Source organism: Phocaeicola vulgatus ATCC 8482 (assembly GCF_000012825.1).
In the GTDB taxonomy this organism is placed as follows: Bacteria; Bacteroidota; Bacteroidia; order Bacteroidales; family Bacteroidaceae; genus Phocaeicola; species Phocaeicola vulgatus.
Window position 1 is genome coordinate 4544650 of sequence record NC_009614.1, and the last position, 20867, is coordinate 4565516.

Annotated in this window: 22 protein-coding genes; 14 read left to right on the plus strand and 8 right to left on the minus strand. The window is 37.6% G+C overall.

From position 1 onward, the window contains the following. Nucleotides 1-146: 146 nt before the first annotated feature. A complete protein-coding gene (locus BVU_RS18415; protein WP_005845203.1) occupies nucleotides 147-1457 on the minus strand; it encodes an AAA family ATPase in 1311 nt (436 codons plus the stop codon). A 528-nt stretch (nucleotides 1458-1985) separates the two neighbouring features. Between BVU_RS18415 and BVU_RS18420 the strand changes: the two genes are divergently transcribed. The 4 genes from BVU_RS18420 to BVU_RS18435 all read left to right on the plus strand — a co-directional run bounded on the left by BVU_RS18420 (nucleotide 1986) and on the right by BVU_RS18435 (nucleotide 4870). Then, a complete protein-coding gene (locus BVU_RS18420; RefSeq protein ID WP_085938699.1) occupies nucleotides 1986-3059 on the plus strand; it encodes a DUF6371 domain-containing protein in 1074 nt (357 codons plus the stop codon). A gap of 138 nt (nucleotides 3060-3197) precedes the next feature. Beyond that, complete coding sequence (locus BVU_RS18425; RefSeq protein ID WP_012055813.1) at nucleotides 3198-3506, plus strand: MobC family plasmid mobilization relaxosome protein; 309 nt, start codon at nucleotides 3198-3200, stop codon at nucleotides 3504-3506. Beyond that, nucleotides 3496-4437 carry a relaxase/mobilization nuclease domain-containing protein gene (locus tag BVU_RS18430; RefSeq protein ID WP_012055814.1) on the plus strand — a complete coding sequence of 314 codons (942 nt, stop codon included), beginning with the start codon at nucleotides 3496-3498 and terminating at the stop codon, nucleotides 4435-4437. Before BVU_RS18425 ends, BVU_RS18430 begins: the two co-directional genes overlap by 11 nt. 34 nt (nucleotides 4438-4471) lie before the next feature. Beyond that, complete coding sequence (locus BVU_RS18435; RefSeq protein WP_012055815.1) at nucleotides 4472-4870, plus strand: hypothetical protein; 399 nt, start codon at nucleotides 4472-4474, stop codon at nucleotides 4868-4870. Between the two features lie 181 nt (nucleotides 4871-5051). Here BVU_RS18435 and BVU_RS18440 read toward each other — a convergent pair whose 3' ends face one another. Further along, nucleotides 5052-5978 carry a tyrosine-type recombinase/integrase gene (locus BVU_RS18440; protein ID WP_012055816.1) on the minus strand — a complete coding sequence of 309 codons (927 nt, stop codon included), beginning with the start codon at nucleotides 5976-5978 and terminating at the stop codon, nucleotides 5052-5054. Between the two features lie 94 nt (nucleotides 5979-6072). Here BVU_RS18440 and BVU_RS18445 point away from each other — a divergent pair, with 94 nt between their 5' ends. The 5 genes from BVU_RS18445 to BVU_RS18470 all read left to right on the plus strand — a co-directional run bounded on the left by BVU_RS18445 (nucleotide 6073) and on the right by BVU_RS18470 (nucleotide 9721). Further along, nucleotides 6073-6873: a restriction endonuclease subunit S gene (locus BVU_RS18445; RefSeq protein ID WP_258521914.1), complete on the plus strand. Its 801-nt coding sequence runs from the start codon at nucleotides 6073-6075 to the stop codon at nucleotides 6871-6873. A 56-nt stretch (nucleotides 6874-6929) separates the two neighbouring features. Continuing rightward, nucleotides 6930-7286 carry an IS66 family insertion sequence element accessory protein TnpA gene (gene tnpA, locus BVU_RS18455; RefSeq protein WP_005635862.1) on the plus strand — a complete coding sequence of 119 codons (357 nt, stop codon included), beginning with the start codon at nucleotides 6930-6932 and terminating at the stop codon, nucleotides 7284-7286. After that, entirely contained in the window at nucleotides 7270-7638 is a 369-nt protein-coding gene (gene tnpB, locus BVU_RS18460) for an IS66 family insertion sequence element accessory protein TnpB (protein ID WP_005678154.1), read from the plus strand. Before tnpA ends, tnpB begins: the two co-directional genes overlap by 17 nt. Before the next feature lie 75 nt (nucleotides 7639-7713). Then, nucleotides 7714-9327: an IS66-like element ISBvu3 family transposase gene (locus BVU_RS18465; RefSeq protein ID WP_005678155.1), complete on the plus strand. Its 1614-nt coding sequence runs from the start codon at nucleotides 7714-7716 to the stop codon at nucleotides 9325-9327. 85 nt (nucleotides 9328-9412) lie between these two features. After that, on the plus strand, nucleotides 9413-9721 hold the full coding sequence (locus BVU_RS18470; protein WP_012055818.1) for a restriction endonuclease subunit S: 309 nt from the start codon (nucleotides 9413-9415) through the stop codon (nucleotides 9719-9721). On the opposite strand, the gene BVU_RS18475 is transcribed toward BVU_RS18470, so the two are convergent. Continuing rightward, a complete protein-coding gene (locus BVU_RS18475) occupies nucleotides 9714-10235 on the minus strand; it encodes a restriction endonuclease subunit S (protein WP_005785678.1) in 522 nt (173 codons plus the stop codon). The two genes, BVU_RS18470 and BVU_RS18475, sit on opposite strands and share 8 nt — an antisense overlap. 64 nt (nucleotides 10236-10299) lie before the next feature. Between BVU_RS18475 and BVU_RS18480 the strand changes: the two genes are divergently transcribed. Continuing rightward, nucleotides 10300-10893, plus strand: a complete 594-nt coding sequence (locus BVU_RS18480) for a restriction endonuclease subunit S (protein WP_041174585.1) — start codon at nucleotides 10300-10302, stop codon at nucleotides 10891-10893. Here the strand turns inward: BVU_RS18480 and BVU_RS22320 are convergent. The 5 genes from BVU_RS22320 to BVU_RS18505 all read right to left on the minus strand — a co-directional run bounded on the left by BVU_RS22320 (nucleotide 10886) and on the right by BVU_RS18505 (nucleotide 18116). Beyond that, complete coding sequence (locus tag BVU_RS22320; protein ID WP_012055821.1) at nucleotides 10886-11962, minus strand: restriction endonuclease subunit S; 1077 nt, start codon at nucleotides 11960-11962, stop codon at nucleotides 10886-10888. The two genes, BVU_RS18480 and BVU_RS22320, sit on opposite strands and share 8 nt — an antisense overlap. Nucleotides 11963-11970: 8 nt before the next feature. Continuing rightward, nucleotides 11971-13383: a RhuM family protein gene (gene rhuM / locus BVU_RS18490; RefSeq protein WP_012055822.1), complete on the minus strand. Its 1413-nt coding sequence runs from the start codon at nucleotides 13381-13383 to the stop codon at nucleotides 11971-11973. 18 nt (nucleotides 13384-13401) lie between these two features. Next, nucleotides 13402-14955: a type I restriction-modification system subunit M gene (locus BVU_RS18495; protein WP_012055823.1), complete on the minus strand. Its 1554-nt coding sequence runs from the start codon at nucleotides 14953-14955 to the stop codon at nucleotides 13402-13404. Nucleotides 14956-14961: 6 nt separating this feature from the next. Beyond that, complete coding sequence (locus tag BVU_RS18500) at nucleotides 14962-17790, minus strand: type I restriction endonuclease subunit R (RefSeq protein ID WP_012055824.1); 2829 nt, start codon at nucleotides 17788-17790, stop codon at nucleotides 14962-14964. A 116-nt stretch (nucleotides 17791-17906) separates the two neighbouring features. Then, the gene (locus BVU_RS18505) at nucleotides 17907-18116 is read right to left on the minus strand and encodes a helix-turn-helix domain-containing protein (RefSeq protein ID WP_005785666.1); all 210 of its coding nucleotides are present in this window, start codon (nucleotides 18114-18116) and stop codon (nucleotides 17907-17909) included. 104 nt (nucleotides 18117-18220) lie between these two features. Here BVU_RS18505 and BVU_RS18510 point away from each other — a divergent pair, with 104 nt between their 5' ends. From BVU_RS18510 to BVU_RS18525, 4 genes are all read left to right on the plus strand, one after another. After that, entirely contained in the window at nucleotides 18221-19585 is a 1365-nt protein-coding gene (locus tag BVU_RS18510) for a hypothetical protein (protein WP_012055825.1), read from the plus strand. A gap of 2 nt (nucleotides 19586-19587) precedes the next feature. Next, nucleotides 19588-19938: an STAS-like domain-containing protein gene (locus BVU_RS18515; RefSeq protein WP_012055826.1), complete on the plus strand. Its 351-nt coding sequence runs from the start codon at nucleotides 19588-19590 to the stop codon at nucleotides 19936-19938. Between the two features lie 2 nt (nucleotides 19939-19940). Continuing rightward, nucleotides 19941-20534: a hypothetical protein gene (locus tag BVU_RS18520; protein WP_041174489.1), complete on the plus strand. Its 594-nt coding sequence runs from the start codon at nucleotides 19941-19943 to the stop codon at nucleotides 20532-20534. 102 nt (nucleotides 20535-20636) lie between these two features. Beyond that, nucleotides 20637-20840, plus strand: coding sequence for an antitoxin VbhA family protein (locus BVU_RS18525; RefSeq protein WP_041174490.1), 204 nt, complete (start codon nucleotides 20637-20639; stop codon nucleotides 20838-20840). Nucleotides 20841-20867: the final 27 nt, after the last annotated feature.

Below are 20867 nucleotides of genomic sequence, written 5' to 3' on the forward strand. Positions count from 1 at the left end.
AAGCAGAAGACACTCCTGATGTTTCATATACCTGACAATTCTCCTTATTTTGGGTTATAGACTGATGTACAAGCTATTTAGGAGTTAATCTTGAGTATTTTTTTTGAATATGTAAATTTAGATAAATCCATAACAATATTAACATTTTACATATTCAATTCACCAATAAAAGGAATAGCGCCATAACGCCCCTCCATATATCCGTTCTCAATATTAATTGTGTTGTGAATCTTAAAATCGTTTAATGAATACATATGACTCCCACCATCCTTCTTTTCAACCATCCAAGCTTCATCGGTGCGCAAAAAATCCTGATTTAGCAAACAGGTCTGATGCGTTGTAAAAATAAGTTGTCCATTGGTGTCCTGTGAGGAAAAATAACGGACAAGTTCCCTGACCAAATGTGAATGTATGCTATGATCGAGTTCATCTATGATTACCGTCTTGGCGGATTTCATTGCATCATATAATGCCGGAACAAGCGACAGTAATCTAACCGTACCGTCAGACTGTGCCTGGATATCCATATCCTTTGAAAATCCGTTTTTACCAAATTGCTGGAATAGCATTTGACTTATCTTCTGCACTCCATCTTCTACACTAATAGATCTTGTATTTCTGAAATCAACGACCTCCGACAACACTCCGGAACGCATTTCTTTAAGTTTGTCCATAGGTAGATTACTGATGTCATGGGTACTCATCCAATCTTCAAAATTTTCTGTTTCGACATTAACTCTGTTAATACCAAGACCAAGTACCTTAAATATATCCGAAGCAAATTGATTGATTTCTTTGTTGCTCTTGAATATTCCAATCAGTGCAGGATTGAAAGAATGCAAGCCAATTATTGTAAGTTCGTCCTCAAACCATTTTTGTGCAATACTAATATTTTCATCCGTCAATACCGGCATATCATTGTTTATAGTCAAAAGACTGGAAAATGGATTTTTTTCTATCCATCCCAAAACCATATTGCCTACTTCCTCTGAAGGCGTAACTGCATATTCGATTTTGCCCTCTTTGCGAGTGAAAACATTATGGTTTTCTTCCGAACCCAAACCGGAAATCTGTAGTATTTCGGAAACAATCCCAGTATTCATAATTTCCACAGAGTATATATATGGAATTCCTGTTTTTGTCTCAAACTCTATTGTCAGTTCCATAGGTTCTGTTCCTGTATTTTCTTTTAACGCAAAGATGTACTTACCAAAGGTATCCTTGTCGAGAAAACTTTTGTTCAAAGCTATTGCTTTCAAGAAATTGATACCCTTTAACAAATTGGATTTTCCAGCGCCATTGGCTCCATATATAGCAGCCATTTTCAATACAGGCAGTTTCTCATTAAGCATAGTAATATGGTTAGACAAGGTTGTCCTTTTCATATTAGGAAACATATCAAACTGAACCTCATCATTGAATGACAGAAAATTCTTCAATATAACACGCAGTATCATAAAATAGTATTTAATAAAATAATCAAACAGTAATATCAATGAGACATTAACCTATCTCAATGCAAAGATAATTAAAACAACCAGAAATGTGAAAATTTCACGTGAAAATTTCACGCATTAAAAATAAAGAAAGGCATCAAGATAAATAATATTGCTGGCGAAAAGAGAAAATACAAGATTCTATTAACCAATATCAGTCATTATGAAGTTGTATAATGTTTGGTTTAGAACCTTTTTAAATATACAAGATACTAGACTAAACCTATAATTTCTTTTCTCTAATAAACGGCACTCTATGCATCTTGAATCTGGGTTAGAATTAATACTACTAGGTATCAGATTATGATAACTATGCAGAGAATTCTTCCTTTTTCTTTTGATTAGCATACGATTTTGAGAATTACTTAGTTCCAAAAAATTATGTTTTCTTTTTTTAGTGTTATTTTTGTATAAATTTTGTCCCCAGTTTGTCCCTCTTCATATAAATAATAGGGAAAAGCATACTAAATATCAATATATTACAAATCAATTTATATTTTCTGTATTGAACCCTACAAAGGTGTCAGCACTCGGCATACTTGCCCGAACTGTCACCGCCAAAGATGCTTTTCCAAATACATTGATACAGAGAAGCAAATCAAGTTCCCTGATTACGTAGGTCGTTGTGACCATGAGCAGAAATGCGGTTATCACTTCACGCCTCGTGATTACTTTGAGCAGAATCCATCTGAGAAAGAAAAGTTTGCTGAGAATAGCTTCGGAAGTTATACAACTATTAAAGAAGTAAAACTGGTAGCCATCTCCTACATGGATTTGGATATAGTCAACCAATCATTACGAGGCTATTCTGCGAACAAGTTATTTCAGTTTCTATCGGCTCAATTCGGAGAGGCGGAAACATTGAATCTTATGAAGAGATACAAGGTTGGTACATCCAAGTATTGGGATGGAGCAACCGTATTCTGGCAAACGGACAATCAGAGTAAAGTCAGAACTGGTAAGATAATGCTTTACAATTCCGAAACGGGTAAACGAATAAAAGAACCATACAATCATGTTACGTGGGTGCACTCCGTATTACACAAAGATGGCTACAATTTGAAGCAGTGCTTCTTCGGTGAGCATCTGCTTTCCGAAGACAAAAGCCGTCCAGTTGCGCTGGTCGAAAGCGAGAAAACGGCAATTATTGCATCTTACTATCTACCGCAATTCCTATGGATAGCATCAGGTGGAAAGAACGGTTGCTTCAATGTCAACAGCCTATCCGTTTTGGCAGGAAGAAGCGTTGTATTATTCCCTGATTTAGGTGCAACCGACTATTGGCAGAGCAAAATCAGCCTGATGAAAAGCTGCGGAATTGAAGTACAAATGTTCGATTATTTGGAAGCCAACGCTACCGAAGACGAACGCAAAGAGGGGTACGACATAGCTGATTATCTACTCAAAGTGAAGCCTGGCGAAGCCATTCTTCAACAAATGATAAGGAAGAATCCTGTCTTGGAAACACTGATAGATACATTCGATTTAAAGCTCATCAGCGTACAACAAGGCACTCCACGACCGAAGGTTTTACCACCCAAGAAGCGAGGATTCAGACTTTGAACTCAGGGAGAAGAATCGAGACTTTTTTACTGTAGCAAGTTAATGTCGGTGTATTACATTCCCCGACCACTTGCTCCTCAAAAAGTCTGAGGAGGCGGCTCCCGATGGTCACACATTATTCACTAAAAACAGATTCAAATGGAAAAGAAATATACAGTAACACTCCGTCTGTCATATCAGCAATACGCATGGCTTGGTGCGCTTTGCAGACGGAGCAAGCAAACTCAAAGCGCAGTCATCCGTTCACTCATTGAGAACGGAACGGTGCGTGAGCGAATCACGAAAGAGCATATCCACATCATCCGTCAGTTGATAGGTGAAAGCACAAATCTTAACCAGTTGGCGAAACAGGCAAACACCTACGGATTCTTCACCGTAGCGGACAGATGCAAGGAAATGGCTCAACACATTAATCAACTTATAAAACGACTGAAAGATGATAGGTAAACAAACTAAAGGAACGTCATTCGGTGGTTGCGTCCGCTATGTCCTCAAAGAGGAAAAATCCAAGCTATTAGAAGCAGTCGGAGTAGGAGGGACACCCGAACAGATGGCAAAGCAATTTGAGTTACAAGCATTACTCAACGACAAGGTAAAGAATATTGTCGGACACACCTCGCTCAACTTCTCACCGGAAGACAGCGCAAGACTAAGGTCCGATGATGCTCTGATGCTGAGCATAGCGCACGACTATATGAAACTGATGGGTATTGAAAACACGCAATACATCATTGCCCGTCATATCGACCGAGAGCATCCGCATTGCCATATCGTTTTCAACCGAGTGAATAATGACGGCAAGACGATTAGCGACAAGAATGACTTCCGAAGGAATGAAAAAGTATGCAAAATGCTAACCGCCAAATATCGCTTGCACTTTGCTAATGGTAAAGACCATATCAAAGAGGAACGCTTACGCCCCTATGATAAGGCAAAGCATGAGATATACAAGGCATTGAAAGAAGAACTGTCCAAAGCTCATAGTTGGGATGATTTGAAAGAAGTACTTGCAGACCGGGACATTGATATGAAATTCAAGGTCAGTCGGACTACACGGGAAATGCAGGGTGTCAAGTTTGAGTACAATGGTTTTTCTTTCTCCGGTTCAAAGGTCAACCGAGAATTTAGCTACTTGAATATCGACAACCGATTGGAAGAGAATGCTTGTGCATCCTTGTTGGAGTCTGCTAAACAGAAACCGAAACAGCAAAAAGAAGAGCTACAGCAGAGCGTTTCTCATTCCGATGATAGTTTCGGTATCAGTTTCGGTTTGCTAAACGGCAGCTCATCCTACGATGCCACTGCCACAGAAGAAGCGGAGTTCAATCGCCTGATGAAAAAGAAAAAGGCTAAGCGCAAGCGAGGCTTTCATTTATAATCCATTTTTATTAACATTTTAAATTCAATTATTTATGGTACAAAAAGATTTAATTCTTGATTTTAATCTCTACTTGTGTGAGAAATTTGGCTACAGAGAAAGCTGTAGCGTGATGCAAAATGCCAACGGCTTTTGTGTGGACATCCGTGAACGTGATTTAGACTGCTATATCCGATTCTGGGAGTATAGCTGTGGAAGAGGCAACTTCCCAGACTGGTCTATCATCATTGTGCGCAGCAACTTCAAGAAGAACCAAGAAGAAAGCCTGAAAGACTTGGCTCGGTTCTTCAAGGAGTACATGCCACGCTACGGTTACAAATACCTCTGTACCGAGGACGATGACTACAAGTATTATCAGACACTTGGTTTAAAGTGTATAATGGACGGTTTTTGTCCCAATTATGCACTAGCACTGAAAGATTTGAATGTCTGATACATGGTTTTAGAGTTATGGAGGGGATTTTCCTCTCCTTAATCTTTTCAATGTACCTTATGATAAAACAGGTTCCCCAATTATAAATGTTGGTAAAAGTGTTATTACTCCATTCTCATAATGTACGCAATGATTGAGAGCGAAGAAATTACTATAAAATTCCTTCGCTCTACATATTACATCATTTCCCCAGCGATTTAAAGACTTTCGCAATACAACGCTTTTTCTGTTCCATATTTGGATGAACATATAAGTCCAATGTAGTTGATATGTTGGAATGCCCTAACAATACACTAACGGTTTTGTAGTCACAGCCAGCTTCTATACAACGAGTGGCAAAACTATGGCGAAGCCCATGATATTTTAATTTAGGAATACCCAATTTTTCCATTAATTTGCCGTAATAATTACGGTAGGTACGAGGTTCGGTTGGATATTCATCATTAGTCAAGACATAGAAATCTTCATTAACGACCTTCTTTAGTGGTTTTACCATTGCAAGAAGCTCCTTTGTCATAGGAATTTCCCGACATGAGTTTTGTGTCTTGGGAGTATTGATTACCAACTCAGTATGTTTCTTCGTTCCATCAATAATGTAAATCCGTTCAATTGTACGATTAACGGTAATCGTTCCCTCAGAAACATTGATGTCACTCCACTTCAAAGCGCAAACTTCCCCAATACGAAGTCCTGTACAAAGACTGATGTAGATACCCAGTCCGGTAAAGGAGAAATGGTTTTGAATATGATTGAGTATTTTCTTGTGATTGGCAACTGACAGTACTTCCAATTCTTTGGTTGTTGAAGAAGACGGATATTTGATGTCCCACTCTTGATAATCCATCCATTCATTTTTCACACCGAATTTCATAACCATTTTCAGAACAATCAAAATGTCTTTTACGGATTTCACACTCAGCCCATTCTCAATTTTCCGCAAAACGAAGTCTTGCACAGCCTGTTCATGGAGCGTATCACTTTCTCCAAAGTTTGGAAGAATATGATTCTCCAAGATAAGCACATAAGCAGCCATTGTGGACTGTTTCACATAAGGTTGCTTGTACTCTTTCCATGCAACCGAGATTTCTCTAATTGTCTTTTGTCTCATAATCGTATATTAATATGTTGTACATATAATTAGAGAATAATAAATCACTGATGTTCCCCATTTGAGATTCCCGGAGTTTAGTGGGGAGTGGGAAATGGTATCACTTCAAGATATAGCCACTATAAATCCAAAATCAGATCCGCTTCAGAACACTTTTATTTATATAGACTTGGAAGCCGTTGAAAAAGGTGAGTTAAGAAAAATACAAGAAATAATGCGAGAAGAAGCACCAAGTAGAGCACAACGTGTTATAGATAACAATGATATTCTGTTTCAATGTGTGCGCCCCTATCAGAAAAACAACTATATTCATAGGATTCTAAATACGAGTAATCAACAATGGGTTGCTTCTACTGGATATGCTCAAATTAGAACAACAGAATTGCCAAACTATATTTATCATCTATTGAATACAGACGAATTCAATAGAAAAGTAATGGTTCGTTGCACAGGTTCAAGTTACCCTGCTATTAATAGTGAGGACTTAGCAACAATTCATCTTTATTATACACCCGACAAAAAAGAGCAACTTAAAATATCTCGATTATTAGATTTACTTGACAAACGCATTGCTACCCAAAACAAAATCATTGAGAAACTGCAGTCCTTAATCAAAGGAATTGCACAGCATTGCATTAAAGAATCAACAAGTGGAAACACATATGTAAAACTTGGTGATATTTGTCAAATTACAACAGGGAAACTTGATGCAAATGCACAGGTAGATAATGGGATTTATCCATTTTTTACTTGTGCAGAACAACCATTCAAAATTGATAGCTTCGCTTTTGATACAGAAGCTTTACTAATCTCTGGAAATGGTGCTAATTTGGGATATATCAATTATTATAAGGGAAAGTTTAATGCTTATCAAAGGACTGTAAGCATCCGATAAAGTACACATTGTAGACCTAAAAACTCTTCTATTACTTTGCGTTCAAAAACGTAGTTATGAAACGATCAATGAGTAAAGAAGAGTTTTTAGCGCTATATCAGCGCCAACAGTCCAGCGGACTAACCATAAAGGATTTCTGTGATAATGAATCGTATCCTGCTTCCTGTTTTCATTATTGGAAGAAGAAATATGGATTGAGTCACCCATATACCAAACACACCGAACCTACAGGTGATTCGTTTATCCCTCTTAATATTAATCATACTCCTGCCATTCCCACTTCATCATGTGGTGACAGGCATGTAACCATAGAACTTCCATCCGGCATAAAGATCCACCTCAACATCCTAAGTAATCCGGAGATTATTTATGGCCTGATCAGTAAATTATGTAGCCATGTTCTGCCTGAATGATACGATGCGCTACTTCCTGTGTCCCGGGAAGACAGATATGCGCAAAGGAATAAATTCCCTTTGTGGGCTTGTTCATGATAAAATGGGATATGACGTTCGACTTGGCGATGTGTTTATCTTTGTCAACCGAAGCAGAACAACCATGAAACTTCTGCATGCCGAAGACGGAGGTATGGTTTTATACATAAAACGCCTTGAGGAAGGTACCTTCAGACTTCCTTCCTATGATAGTGAAAGCCGTTCCTATCCCATGGAATGGCGTGATTTAGTACTGATGGTGGAAGGCATAACCGATAATCCGAGTGATAGACTCAAACGTCTTAAAGCCGGTCGAAAAGAAGGATTTTATTGATTAAAAAGAGCTTCCTAAACTTGTATAGCTGTACGATTTTCAGTATCTTTACATTATAATAAGATACTAAAAAGAATGATTCATACAGATACGATGGAACTAATAATCAAGAATCAACAGGAGCAAATAAAAGGGCTTCTGGAGACAAATCGTACCCTTGTAGAATCAAATCAGAAACTTATGGAACAGACGGGAGAACTGCAGCAAAAAGTACAGGAACTCCTGTCGCAAGTAGCCTGGTTAAACAGACAGCTTTTCGGCAGAAAGAGTGAAAAGCTGGCATCCTTGGATCCCAACCAGCTTGCCTTGTTTGATACCTTGGCTAATCCCAGGCAAGAGGAAACGGATCTTGTGGAGACTGGCGTAGGCACTAGGACATGTAAACCGGACGGAAAGAAAAAAGAATCCCGCCGTAATCGGGAACTGTTAGAGGGGCTGCCCGTTGTGGAAGTCATTGTCGAACCTGATAATGTGGATCTGAATCGATATCGTCGTATAGGTGAAGAGCGCACACGTACGCTTGAATTTGAACCGGGAAAGCTATATGTCAAAGAGACAGTACGTCCCAAATACGGACTCAAAAATAATTTAAGTCTTCCCAAAGAGGGTGAAAGCGGTGTCATAATAGCACCGCTTCCACCTTCCCCTATATACAAATGTCTGGCAGGACCTTCCTTGCTAGCCGAAATACTTCTGCAGAAATATGAATATCATGTTCCCTTTTACCGTCAGGTAAAGGAATACAGACATTTGGGTGTACGACTGCCGGAAAGTACTTTAAGCGGGTGGTTTAAGCCGGTATGTGAGTTATTAAGTCCTCTTTATTCGGAATTAGTAAAGCTCGTAACGGGCAGCGGATATGTTCAGGTCGACGAAACCACAGTACGGGTCATCAACAAAGGAAAGGGAAAAACCGATAAGGAGTATTTATGGATGGTCAGGGCAGTTATGGAAAAACAGGTCATCTTCCATTATGATGACGGTTCCCGATCCGGACAGACAATCAGAAATTTATTAAAGGACTTCAAAGGATATCTTCAAAGTGACGGATACAGTGCCTACAATGCGTTTGATGGCACTAAGGACGTGTGCCTTATTGCCTGTCTGGCCCATATCAGAAGACATATGGAGCTGGCACTGGATGAAAATAGATCACTTGCTGAATATGCTCTTAAACAAATACAGGAACTATATCATATTGAGCAGATAGCAGATGCCCGGAAACTCGATGCGCAGGGACGATGTGCACTCCGCCAGCGTTTGGCAACTCCCATACTTGACTCCTTTGAAAAATGGGTGGAACAGACTTATGGCAAAGTACCACCAAGAAGTCGCATGGGACAAGCTATTACCTATACTTATCCTCTTTGGCCAAGAATGAAGAATTACCTGAAAGATGGAAATCTGAAAATCGATAATAATCTGGCGGAAAATGCGATTAGACCACTTACTTTGTCCAGAAAGAACTTCCTCTTTTGTGGTAACCACGAGGCTGCTGAAAATACAGCAATCATATGCTCACTATTAGCTACCTGTAAAGCACAGGAAATTAACCCAAGGGAATGGCTGAATGATGTCATAGCCAAACTTCCATACTATCTGGAAAAGGACTCCGGGAAAAATGTTCGTGAACTTCTTCCGGATGTTTGGAAGTTAGAGAAATCCAACACGAATCCAATTGGAGTTTAAATATTTATGTTGAAGAATAAAAAAAACTCGATATTAGCTTTTGACTAAAGTTGATATCGAGTTTTCTATTTTATGAAAATACAATGTGTACTTTATCGGATGCTTACAAAGGACTTATGTATTAGACTTGTTCTCCGAAAATATCCAATACATTAAATGGGCGTTAAAAGTACTGCTACCCAAAAGAATTGCAATAGAAAAGAGTTCAAGCAACACTCCTTATATAGTGCTATCAACTCTCACGGATTTAAGGTTGCCTATACCTTGTAAAAGTAAGCAAAGTTTCATCGCAAACCTAATGCAATCTTTGGAAAGAAAACTATCAAATCAAATCGCACAGTATGATTCCTATAATTATTTGAAGCAATACTTGCTCCGCCAGATGTTTATATGAACATTTGACGGAGTAGATACTGCTTTTGACCTATATAAAGATTTAATACTTTATGATTAATATCTATTTTGTCTTGAATTTTATCAAAAATAATTGCCTTCTGTTTTTGTTCAGAAATAGTGGGCAATGTTATTTTTAACTTTTCCAATGGAGTACGTACTATTTGCGGCTGTCCAGAGCCAGAAATAATACTATTGAAGTTATACGCAGAAAGATAATGATATAAATATCTCTTACACACCTTATCTTGATACTTATCTGTATTTATCACCATTGCATTTCCAGTTATCCAAGACATTGGTTTTGTATAATTTACCATACCACAAGTATTTCCACGGCAAGTTATACAAATTTGTTCCGTTTCATGATTGTAATCCTTATATTTGCCAATAATCCCATTTGCCCCATATACAAGAAAACCATCTTCTGTTAATTCTGTTGAAGATATTGTTTGCGGCTGATATATTTGTGCAATTTCGCTTAAATACACGTTATTGCCATAAACTCTTTGCATACAACATACTCTTAGTCCTTTGATTAAGGATTGTAAAGTTTGTAGGTCTGCGATTAGTAAACATTTGTTCGCACGCAAAGATTTGTTAGAAACTACTATATGCTTGTCGAATATTGCGACATTGAAAAATGATTACGCATTCCAGAGTGGCAAGTATAATGCACTGGGCAAATGGAAAATCCTCACAATAACAAATGTGTCTGGCGAGCGATATATAAACGATGAAGATTACAATTGCATAATCAACTTGCCGAACGATATACAAGACCACCAAGTTTTAAAAGAAGGAGATATTTTAATCTCTCTTACGGGTAATGTTGGGCGTGTTTCTCTTTGTAAGGATGGAGACTATTTGCTCAACCAACGAGTTGGTTTGTTACAACTTGCGAAAAATGTAAATCAAGAGTTTCTATATCAAATTTTATCTTCTCAAAGATTTGAAAATAGTATGATTGCTTGTGGTCAAGGTGCTGCCCAAATGAATATTGGCAAAGGGGATGTAGAAAGCTATGTATTACCATATTCCTCGAATGTCAATAACATTCTTTTGGTCGCAAAAATATTACACTCATACGATGAGTACATCATTAATGAGCAGCGGAAACTAACATTGCTAACCATGCAGAAGCAATATTTCCTTGCCCAGATGTTTATATGAACATCTGTTGCAATAGATATAGCTTTTGTTTCTGCATGACATTCTGTATTCTTTCTTCAATCTCGGCTTTTCTTTCAAGCGATGACAGAAAAGTTGAGATTTTTATTTGCCACTCAATTTTTGGTACTATTATTTTGAACATTGCCAAGTCTTTCTTCTGAATATTTGGTAAGCCAGAACCTATACGCAGTTTCATTATGGCATCCTCATTCGATTTAAGATAATGGTACAAGTACATATTATCCACCTTGTCTGCAATGTTTTGAATGGAATAACAATGACCACCGCTCCAAAATGGTGAGGTGTTGAATTGTACATACCCACAAGAGTTTCCGCCCTCACTTATTGAAATAGTACTGGCTTCTACATTGTAATTGTCATAATAGCCAGATGGCTCTGTACCACCATTCATTACATAATAATTACCACTATCAGAGAGATTTTCCCCATTGATTTGTTTACCCTTAACAATGTCACATAGATCAGACAGTAGAACAGTAGAACCTTTTACGCTTTTGAAAAGTCTTTCTGAAATCGCAGACTTTAGTTTCTTCAAATCCTCAATGATTTTGTTTTGGGTGGCAATACGCTCATCAAGCAAGCATAATAAGTTGACAATTTTATTTCTTTCGGATTCCTCGCCATATATTATTTTAAGCTTTTTAAGCATACTACCTGTAATGAGGGGTTGGCCTGATCCAAACACCAATCTATTTAAATTGTAATGCTGCAAATAATAATAGATGTAACGATTCCATTCTTTTGCATTAATTATAAGGGTGTTATCAGTAACACCACATGGAATGGTTGTTATTTGTAACTGACCTGCGTTTGCTCCGACACGAGCAACAAGAACTATTTCTTCATTATAGGAGGCTAGTCTTGTCATACCTATAATTCCTGTAGAACCATAAAGAGCAACTGTTCCATTACTCGTGGGCTTATCCTTGCCAGAGCAAATATTAGGTGCGATATATTGTAATTCAGTATTTTCCCACTCTCCACTAAACTCAGGGAATCTCAAATGGGGAACATTAAGGACTTTTTTATCTTTATTATCTATTGCCATAGTTGTCATTATTTTATAGGATTCAAGTCAAATGGAAGCAATGGTGTTTCATCATTACCCTCATTAAAACGGTCAAAATCCGATATGTATGATTTGTCTTGAATCAGTTTATATTTTTCGTATTCGCTATAAGCCTTATCTCTTGCTTCCTCTTGTGTTACTTTTCCGGCTGTATCGCACGGCTCGTAATCCATCGTTGCAAGATATTGTTGAAGGAACTTTTTCCAATCATCCATAGTTGAAACGATATGACGTGCAGCACGTGATTCTGCCATATCAAGAAAGGCAGTTGTGATAAGATTCAACTGGGACAATTCTGAATCTGACAGGTAATTTTTTGCGACGATGGTATCAGACTTTTGCACTCTTCCGTTAGGAGCTTTCTTCCACGTGGTAAGCCCCATATAAGGTTGCTCAGAATCAGCTCGTTGATAGATAATTTCCGCTGCCGTATGATGGGTAACGGCAAGGTGCATCATATTCTGTACCATCTTGAAGAACAACTTTGTATCTTCTGATTTCGGGTCATAATCCGCACTACATTCTGCATAAATGTCAGTTATCTTTTGGTAATATCTGCGCTCTGAGGTACGTATCTCACGAATACGCTCAAGCAAATCGTCAAAATAGTCTTTCCCGAAATGTTTGCCCTGTTTCAGTCTCTCATCATCAAGGGCATATCCTTTAATGATAAACTCTTTCAGCACTGAAGTAGCCCAAATACGGAATTGAGTAGCTTGATAGCTGTTTACTCTATACCCCACCGCCACAATAGCATCGAGGTTGTAAAATAGCGGCATACGTTCCACTTCCCGGTCTCCTTCTGTTTGAACTATCCCAATTTTTCGGATAGTTGCCTCTTTGGAAAGTTCTCCTGTTTCGTAAATTTGTCCGAGATGATAATTTATAGTTCTGACATCAACTCCAAACAAGTCCGCCATTCTTTTTTGTGACATCCAGAATGTTTCGCTGTTGAAAATGACTTCTACCCGTGCCTCCCCTTGTGCTGTTTTATACAACAATATATTAGAGCTTAGTGAATTATGCATAAGTTCTGCCATTGAGACAGATTGTGAGAAAAAGTCCCGTGCTTGTTGGACGAGCAACTTTTTACCATCAGCATTTTCCGCAATAATCATACATGCCATACGAGAGAGACGGAATATATTTACCTTGCGGAATGAGCCGTTTCCTATCTTGACCATATCAACCGCTTGGTTGAAATGTTCATCCACATTCATCCCTTTTTCTCCGGCTACTTTAATGGCTTTATCTATGACTCGTTGAAATTTCCAATAAGCAGAATAGCCCATCGCACCACAAAGGTCACGGGAACTCCAGTATTCATTCCCGTTTTCATCCTTGCGGCATATATTCTCAAATGAAGGAGTCATCTGAGGTATGTTGTCATTTTCACCCATTGCTATTACTTTTCTGAACTATTCTACCAGTCCCAATTCTTTCAGGTACACTTCAATCTCTTTGTTGAGTTCAGCACGTTTGGCTTCCAACTCCTTTATCTCTGCCATTACAGCCTTTATGTCGATAGGTTCTTCCTCTTCAAAGGTATCAACGTAACGTGGAATATTCAGATTGTAATCATTCTCGGCTATTTCTTGAAGAGAGGCAAGGTGACTGTACTTTTCTATTTCCTTGCGGTCACGATAAGTTTCGACAATCTTTTGGATATGTTGCTCACGAAGTTTGTTCTGGGTCTTTACCTTTTCAAACTCCTTGCTTGCATCAATAAACAGAATATTGTCATCTTCCTTACGACATTTCTTGAAAACAAGAATACAAGTCGGAATACTTGTACCATAGAAAATATTCGCAGGTAATCCTATAATGGCATCCACATAGTTTTTCTTTTCTATAAGGAAACGACGGATAACTCCCTCCGCATTTCCTCGAAATAGTACACCATGCGGAGCAACACAAGCCATTGTACCACCCTCGTTCAAGTGATAAATCATGTGCAGAATAAATGCATAATCGGCAGTCTTACGTGGTGCAAGCCGTCCTGCTTTGCTGAAACGATCATCAGTATTGAATTTGTCGGCAGCACTCCATTCGGCTGAGAACGGAGGATTTGCAACCACTGCATCAAACTGAGTATCACCAAAAGCATCCCATTCAAGTGTATCACCATTTTCAATCTTGAAGTTGCTGAATCTGATGCCATGAAGCAACATATTCATTCGGGCAAGGTTATAAGTTGTAGGATTCTTTTCCTGTCCATAAATATCAACTGCATTTCCAATATTAGCAGCACGAAGAAGCAACGAACCACTACCGCAAGTAGGGTCATATACATTGCGTAAACGCTGGTGTCCGATGGAAACAATTTCTGCTAAGATACGGCTGACTTCCTGCGGAGTATAGAACTCTCCAGCCTTTTTTCCGGCTCCTGCGGCAAATTGCGAAATCATATATTCGTAAGCATCACCCAAAATATCAATCTCCTGTGATGCCTCTACTCCGAAGTCTATATCATCTAATGCAAGAAGCACGTTACTAACGAGCGTGTTTTTATCGTCGGCAGTCTTGCCCAATTTAGGTGATGCCAAGTCTATATCTGAAAACAATCCGCCAAAATCTTCTTCACTATCCTGTCCTAAAGTACTGTCTTCAATACGCTTCAATGAACGTTCAAGCATAGGCAAGATATTTTCTTTACGCTTGATAGCCTCTATTACAGACGAAAACAAGAATTTCGGTTCTATGAAATAGCCGATATTCTCCAAGCATTGGTTCTTTGCTTCCTCTTGAAGTTCCACCGCATCGGCATCATCCATTTTCCACAATTCCTTAAAGGTTATTTCATCATCCACCAAGGCATTGTTGGCATACTTCTCTATTTTTTCCGACAAGTACTTATAGAAGATGAAACCTAATGTAAAATACATAAAGTCACTTGCCGACATATTGCCACGCAAACGATTTGCAACCTCCCAAAGTTGGTCACGGAGTTTCTGCTGTAATTCTTCGCTCATAATATCTTATTCCCAATTAAACGTTTTTATAATACTACGCAATCTTTCCATTATTCTCGTCAAAGCCTTTCGGGTTTTGATAAGACCGAGATGCTTCTCTTTCAATGCCTTTTGTATAATTTCAGGCTGTTCTTTTTGTAAATAGTCATACTCTTTTATGTAAAGATTAAGCACTTCGGCAGAAATTTGTTCATCATCCGCCAAATCACTCACAGCCTTATTGCGTTCTGACACAATATATTGGTTCAAACGTTCCTCTAATTCATTTGTTCCATCTGCTCTATTGCGCCCATTCATGAAGTTTTCCTTGTCTTCATCTACATTCTTTTGAATAAAGCCGTCGATGAGTTTTGCTTTGCCTCGCATTCCAGCATCCTTAATCATTGTATCAAGGATATGCTTGCGCTTTTCTGAATAATCATCGCTATATGGGTCAAGTTCCGCAATGAGTTCAAGAATATACGCTACATTGATAATATCACTATGCAGAAGTTCAAGACAGAAATCAATGTCTTCCAGCCCTTGACTATTGCCATATGGAACAGGATCTTCCGCAACAGTTGACTGTGTAGCAGGTGGGTCAATAAAACCAACCGTAATGTCGAGGTATTTACTCTTATAATCATTAAACTGCTGTTCGGTCATACCGAGGTCTTCAGCATCCTCGCTGTAATCTTCGTATATCTGGATTTCTGCATGTTTACGGATAATGTCTCTGAACGCAAGTACAAAATTCTTCTTGTCATTTTCACTTTGCAGAAGGTCTATACTACTTGGCGTTGGATATTTTTGCAGAAAATCTGTTGCCAAACCCTTGTACTCATGCTTAACTTTTTCAAACGGAGGACGTACTATATCTTCAGGATTGTCGGAATTGCTAAACAGTTTTATAGACGTATCAACATTGTTTTTCAGATCACGGAAGCATACGATTTTACCGAATCGTTTCTTCTCGTTCAACACTCGGTTGGTACGACTGAATGCTTGCAGCAAACCGTGATATTCCATATTCTTATCCACATAAAGTGTGTTCAGTTTTTTACTGTCAAAACCAGTAAGGAACATTCCCACGACAAGACAAAGGTCAAGCGGTTTCATATCCGCTTTCTTCTTTTTCATGCGCAGGTTGATGTCATCATAGTAAGCACGAAAGTTCTCTGTTGTAAAAGATGTGCCGTAGTTTTCATTATAATCATCCATAATGGATTGTAGTTCATCTGCTTCGCCCACACTTTCGCTGACATATTTTCCCGTACCCATACCAGTCTGTTCATCATCTTGACTATTATTGGCTGCGTATGTAAATACTGCACCTATACGGATTTTAGGATTCAATGATTTGAAAATCTTGTAATAGCGGATAAGCATAGGAACAGACTGTACAGCAAACAATGCGTCAAACTCTCCATCAAATGTAGATTTATTGAAGTTGTTAAGGATAAATCTTGCAATCTCCTCCATACGAGTTTGGTTATCGTTATCTACAATCTCGTTACCATGATAATACTCCACTAGGAAACCAAGCACATTTTCATCAGCAATAGCATCTTTGATGAGATATTTATGAAGACAATTGCCGAAAATTTCTTTTGTCGTATGTCCATCCACTGCATTTTCGGTAAAGATAGGTGTTCCCGTAAAACCAAAAATCTGGGCATTATCAAAGAACTTCATAATCTTTTTATGGCTATCCCCAAAATGACTACGGTGACACTCATCAAAAATCATCACGATGCGTGAATGACGGATAGCGTCAATCTTGTTGCTATACCACGTCTTACTAACTGCCGCATTAAGTTTTTGAATGGTGGTTATGATGATTTTGGAATTGCTTTGAAGTCGCTTCACGAGTTCATCCGTATTGTCGGTACTATCCACTGCACCCGGCTCAAAAGCCTCGTATTCCGATTGCGTCTGAGTATCGAGATCATGACGGTCAACAACAAACATCACCTTATCCACATCATCCAATTCTGATACAAGTTGTGCAGCCTTGAATGAGGTCAATGTTTTTCCGGCACCTGTTGTATGCCAGATATAACCATTATCATTGGAGTTTTGTACACGATCCAAAATCTTCTCTACCGCATAGAATTGGTAAGGACGAAGTACCATCAAGCACTTGTCGCCCTCATGCAGCACAATATACTTTCCTATGATTTTGCCAAGCGTACATTTTTCCAAGAAGAATACGGCAAACTTGTCCAATTCATTGAACGGATGATTGGCGGCATCTGTCCAGTTGAATGTGAACTTATACCCACTATTTGGATTATTGGCAAAATAGCGAGTGTTAACGCCATTGGATATAACAAACAACTGGATATAATCAAACAATCCGTGAAACGAAGTCTTGTGATAACGCTGTATTTGGTTGTATGCCTGTTTAAGTTCCACGCCACGACGTTTCAATTCAATCTGCACAAGTGGCAAACCATTGATTAGGATCGTCATATCATAACGGCATTTTTTACGTCCTTCCACTGTGATTTGGTTGGAAACCTGAAATTCATTCTGACACCACTGTTGCCTATTTAGAAATTCCACCCATATACGCTGTCCATCAGCCGTATCAAGCGGATATAAATCACGGAGTTTCTTTGCCTTTTCAAAGCGAGTACCACCTTCAAGGTATATGAGAATCTTCTCAAACTCTTCTGTCGTAAACTCATTGCGTCCATATTCCTCCAGCCGTTTGCGGTTATGAACCTCCAACTGCCGCTTGAAATTGGCATACAAATTATCCTCTTCTACAATTTGGACATATTCATAGTCCATTTGTTGAAGAGTGGTTATCAGTCCGGCTTCCAATGCCGCTTCACTTTGTGTTGACATATCCTTGCCCTATTATGAGTAGTTACTACTTATGCTATTAGTATTCTGACATCCAATACCTTTTCGATTTTACATAGATTGCAAATGCATCTAAAACCATCAAATCGATTCAGGTTCTATTGCAGTCTTTCTTTTTTATCGGTTATTAAATCCTTCAAATCAACTTGTAGAATCTCGGCAATCCGCTGGAGCGTTTCCAAATTAGGTTGAATCCTATTGCAAGCATAAGCATTGACCATGCTAAAACTCTTATCCAATTGTTTGGCTAACCACGTTTGAGAAATGCCTTTTTCCGAAAGGACTGCCTTTATTCTATTCAGTTTCATTCTTTAATACGATTTTATAGTGCAAATATAGCGAATTATATTCGATAATTGTGATTATTTTTGTACTTTTGCACCTACAAGGTAAATAACTTGGATTCACGCATATGACAGCCAAAGATAGAAGTAGATTACATCGAGGTTATAAACGCTTCTTACGTCAGCTAAAAACAAAGAGACAAAAAAGAAGAAAGGCTCAAATCCTATGCGAAGAGAATGCCCGCTATAATAGGAAAAATGGCGTGATTCTCTCCGTAGATCAATTGTTGTCTAACACACTTTCTCCAAGTGTTTCGTATCTACTTAACTGCATAAGCAGTCCTCTTAATTACGAATTGATAAATAAAGAGAATAATAACACTAATTGTTATGTTGAAATACCAAGACTTTTTTCTCTAATTGAAAATCCCCAAGAAAGTTATTCCGCAATCAGAAAACTGATAGTTTTGTCTTTATTTTCAAACTATCCAGAAATATTCATTGACTATACCAAATGTGATGAATTCACTCTTGAGGCTCAAGTTTTGTTAGACTTAATACTTAAGGATATATTTAGGTTTTACAATAGATGTCGAAAGAAAAAGCGCTTTAAAAAGTACGCAAAAAGGATTACAGACAGATCTACTAGGGGAAGTTCCATAAGAACCATGTTATTTTCCGTAGGTTCTTTAGCAATTCATGCAAAAAAACAAATAGAGTTTTCTCATGTTGTTCCGTATAATCTTTGCATTCATCGTTCTGAAGTTGATACTATTCGACAAGCAGAAATGAAGGACATAGACACAACTACTTTATCTGACTATGTTGATACTTGTTTGTCAAAAATGGGTCGTAATTTAGAAGATGAGCAAATAGATGATTTATGTACCGTTATTGGAGAAATTCTCATTAATGCAGAAGAACATTCTTCTACGAAATGTCGCTATTCGATAGGATATTTTGAAGAACAAGAAATAGATGGAGAAAAAGTTGGAGTATTCCAACTAGTCATAATGAATTTAGGAATGTCGATTTACGAGAAATTCAAAGATGAAAATTGCCCAAATCCTATTATATCTGATAAGATGAAGGAGTTGTCAAAACAATACACACACAAAGGATTCCTAAAAAAGAAAGAATTTGAAGAAGAAACTTTATGGACACTATATTCTCTACAAGATGGAGTTACTTCAGTATCCCCAGAAAAATATAAAAATAGAGGAAATGGCTCTTTGCGCTTTATCGAAAGTTTTTACAACTTAAAAGGTTGCAACGCATCAAAATTATCAAAGATGACGTTACAATCGGGAAAAGCAAATATTGTATTTGACGGTAAATATCCAGTAACAGAATCTATGGTAAAAGGAGAAAAATATAGAGTCCTTACATTTAACAGCTCTGGAAATATTGAAGACAAACCTGATAATAAATACGTTAAATGTAGCGAGTTCTTTTTCCCTGGCACATTTATTCACGCATATATATATTTATAATTATGAAACAAAGTAAAGATAATATTATCAATTTAGAAGACTTTAGGGTCAAACGTGGCAATATTGTTTCTAAGGTTTTCACAGGTAGAGATCGAGGAGTCTATGTGAGAGAAAACTCACATATTGATGATATTGATTCTAAATATGAAACAATAGAGATCATTATTCCCGAAAATATCAAATCTATCAACCCCTCATTTTTTGAGGAGTTATTCAGAAATGTTGTCACAAAACATGGTAGGGATGAGTTTATGAACAAATACAAATTCCGTTCTTTGGGAACTTATAAATACGAAAGGACGTTATCAGAAGCCATTCAACGAATATTAAGAAATAACACTGCAATTGGATAATTATGGATACTTTACAATTGGTTATTGATTCTATTTCTAAAATAGCAATTATACCACAAAGCATTAGTCAAGGAATTTCACCACAACCTATTGCTTGTCTTGATGCGTTACATAAATTGGGAGTTGTATTAATCGCTTTATTTAATCTTATATTTTCTATTTATCTATACAAAACAAATAAAATAAACCAGAAAATAAAAGACATGAAAGTTAATAGACAAAATCTATTAAACATATTGATTCTCAACCACAAATTAAATGATTTCTATAAGATATTCGCCTGTATTCATACAGAATGTCAAATCCTTTTAAATACAGAAATAGGTGAGGAAAAACGAAAAGAACAAGCAAATGGAAAACTGGAAGAGCTATTTATTCAACTTAATTTAGAATTTATTACTACTCTACGAGCTGTTGACATAAAATTAAGTGATGAGATTTTATCTATTTCTGATACTCTACAAAGTAAATTATCCGAAAATATTTTTGATAATGGCGTAAATTTGCATGTTAGAGACAAATATGATGAATTGATTCAAACCCCCATTTCGAATGCAGAAATAGAAATACTAAAAAAACTATACGAGTTTTCGTAATTCAATACTAAGTGATATGTTAAGAATCAAATTATCACAAATGACACGAAAGCGTATTTAATTAGCAGAGATCAAACATGGATATATTTAGTGAATACATGAATGACGAAAACATCGAAAAAATGCGAAAGAGCTAAGCTCTGGCGAGCATCTATCGGGTTACAAGCAGTTGACAATCTGCGTGTATCCAGCTTTCTCATTGAGACTGCACGTAAACATATAGAAGGGCTTATTTCTATGGATGAGGTTCATAAAATGATAGATGAGCATTATGCACAAAAACGCAAGCAATCAAAACCAGATTGAATACTCACCTATCAGTATTATCGCCTT

Excerpts from the sequence above, each read along its gene's own strand:
- BVU_RS18415 (WP_005845203.1), bottom strand. The coding sequence starts at position 1,457 with ATGATACTGCGTGTTATATTGAAGAATTTTCTGTCATTCAATGATGAG.
- BVU_RS18425 (WP_012055813.1), top strand. The coding sequence starts at position 3,198 with ATGGAAAAGAAATATACAGTAACACTCCGTCTGTCATATCAGCAATAC.
- BVU_RS18430 (WP_012055814.1), top strand. The coding sequence starts at position 3,496 with ATGATAGGTAAACAAACTAAAGGAACGTCATTCGGTGGTTGCGTCCGC.
- BVU_RS18435 (WP_012055815.1), top strand. The coding sequence starts at position 4,472 with ATGGTACAAAAAGATTTAATTCTTGATTTTAATCTCTACTTGTGTGAG.
- BVU_RS18440 (WP_012055816.1), bottom strand. The coding sequence starts at position 5,978 with ATGAGACAAAAGACAATTAGAGAAATCTCGGTTGCATGGAAAGAGTAC.
- BVU_RS18445 (WP_258521914.1), top strand. The coding sequence starts at position 6,073 with ATGGTATCACTTCAAGATATAGCCACTATAAATCCAAAATCAGATCCG.
- tnpA (WP_005635862.1), top strand. The coding sequence starts at position 6,930 with ATGAAACGATCAATGAGTAAAGAAGAGTTTTTAGCGCTATATCAGCGC.
- tnpB (WP_005678154.1), top strand. The coding sequence starts at position 7,270 with ATGTTCTGCCTGAATGATACGATGCGCTACTTCCTGTGTCCCGGGAAG.
- BVU_RS18465 (WP_005678155.1), top strand. The coding sequence starts at position 7,714 with ATGATTCATACAGATACGATGGAACTAATAATCAAGAATCAACAGGAG.
- BVU_RS18475 (WP_005785678.1), bottom strand. The coding sequence starts at position 10,235 with ATGCAAAGAGTTTATGGCAATAACGTGTATTTAAGCGAAATTGCACAA.
- BVU_RS22320 (WP_012055821.1), bottom strand. The coding sequence starts at position 11,962 with ATGGCAATAGATAATAAAGATAAAAAAGTCCTTAATGTTCCCCATTTG.
- rhuM (WP_012055822.1), bottom strand. The coding sequence starts at position 13,383 with ATGGGTGAAAATGACAACATACCTCAGATGACTCCTTCATTTGAGAAT.
- BVU_RS18495 (WP_012055823.1), bottom strand. The coding sequence starts at position 14,955 with ATGAGCGAAGAATTACAGCAGAAACTCCGTGACCAACTTTGGGAGGTT.
- BVU_RS18500 (WP_012055824.1), bottom strand. The coding sequence starts at position 17,790 with ATGTCAACACAAAGTGAAGCGGCATTGGAAGCCGGACTGATAACCACT.
- BVU_RS18505 (WP_005785666.1), bottom strand. The coding sequence starts at position 18,116 with ATGAAACTGAATAGAATAAAGGCAGTCCTTTCGGAAAAAGGCATTTCT.
- BVU_RS18510 (WP_012055825.1), top strand. The coding sequence starts at position 18,221 with ATGACAGCCAAAGATAGAAGTAGATTACATCGAGGTTATAAACGCTTC.
- BVU_RS18515 (WP_012055826.1), top strand. The coding sequence starts at position 19,588 with ATGAAACAAAGTAAAGATAATATTATCAATTTAGAAGACTTTAGGGTC.
- BVU_RS18520 (WP_041174489.1), top strand. The coding sequence starts at position 19,941 with ATGGATACTTTACAATTGGTTATTGATTCTATTTCTAAAATAGCAATT.
- BVU_RS18525 (WP_041174490.1), top strand. The coding sequence starts at position 20,637 with ATGACGAAAACATCGAAAAAATGCGAAAGAGCTAAGCTCTGGCGAGCA.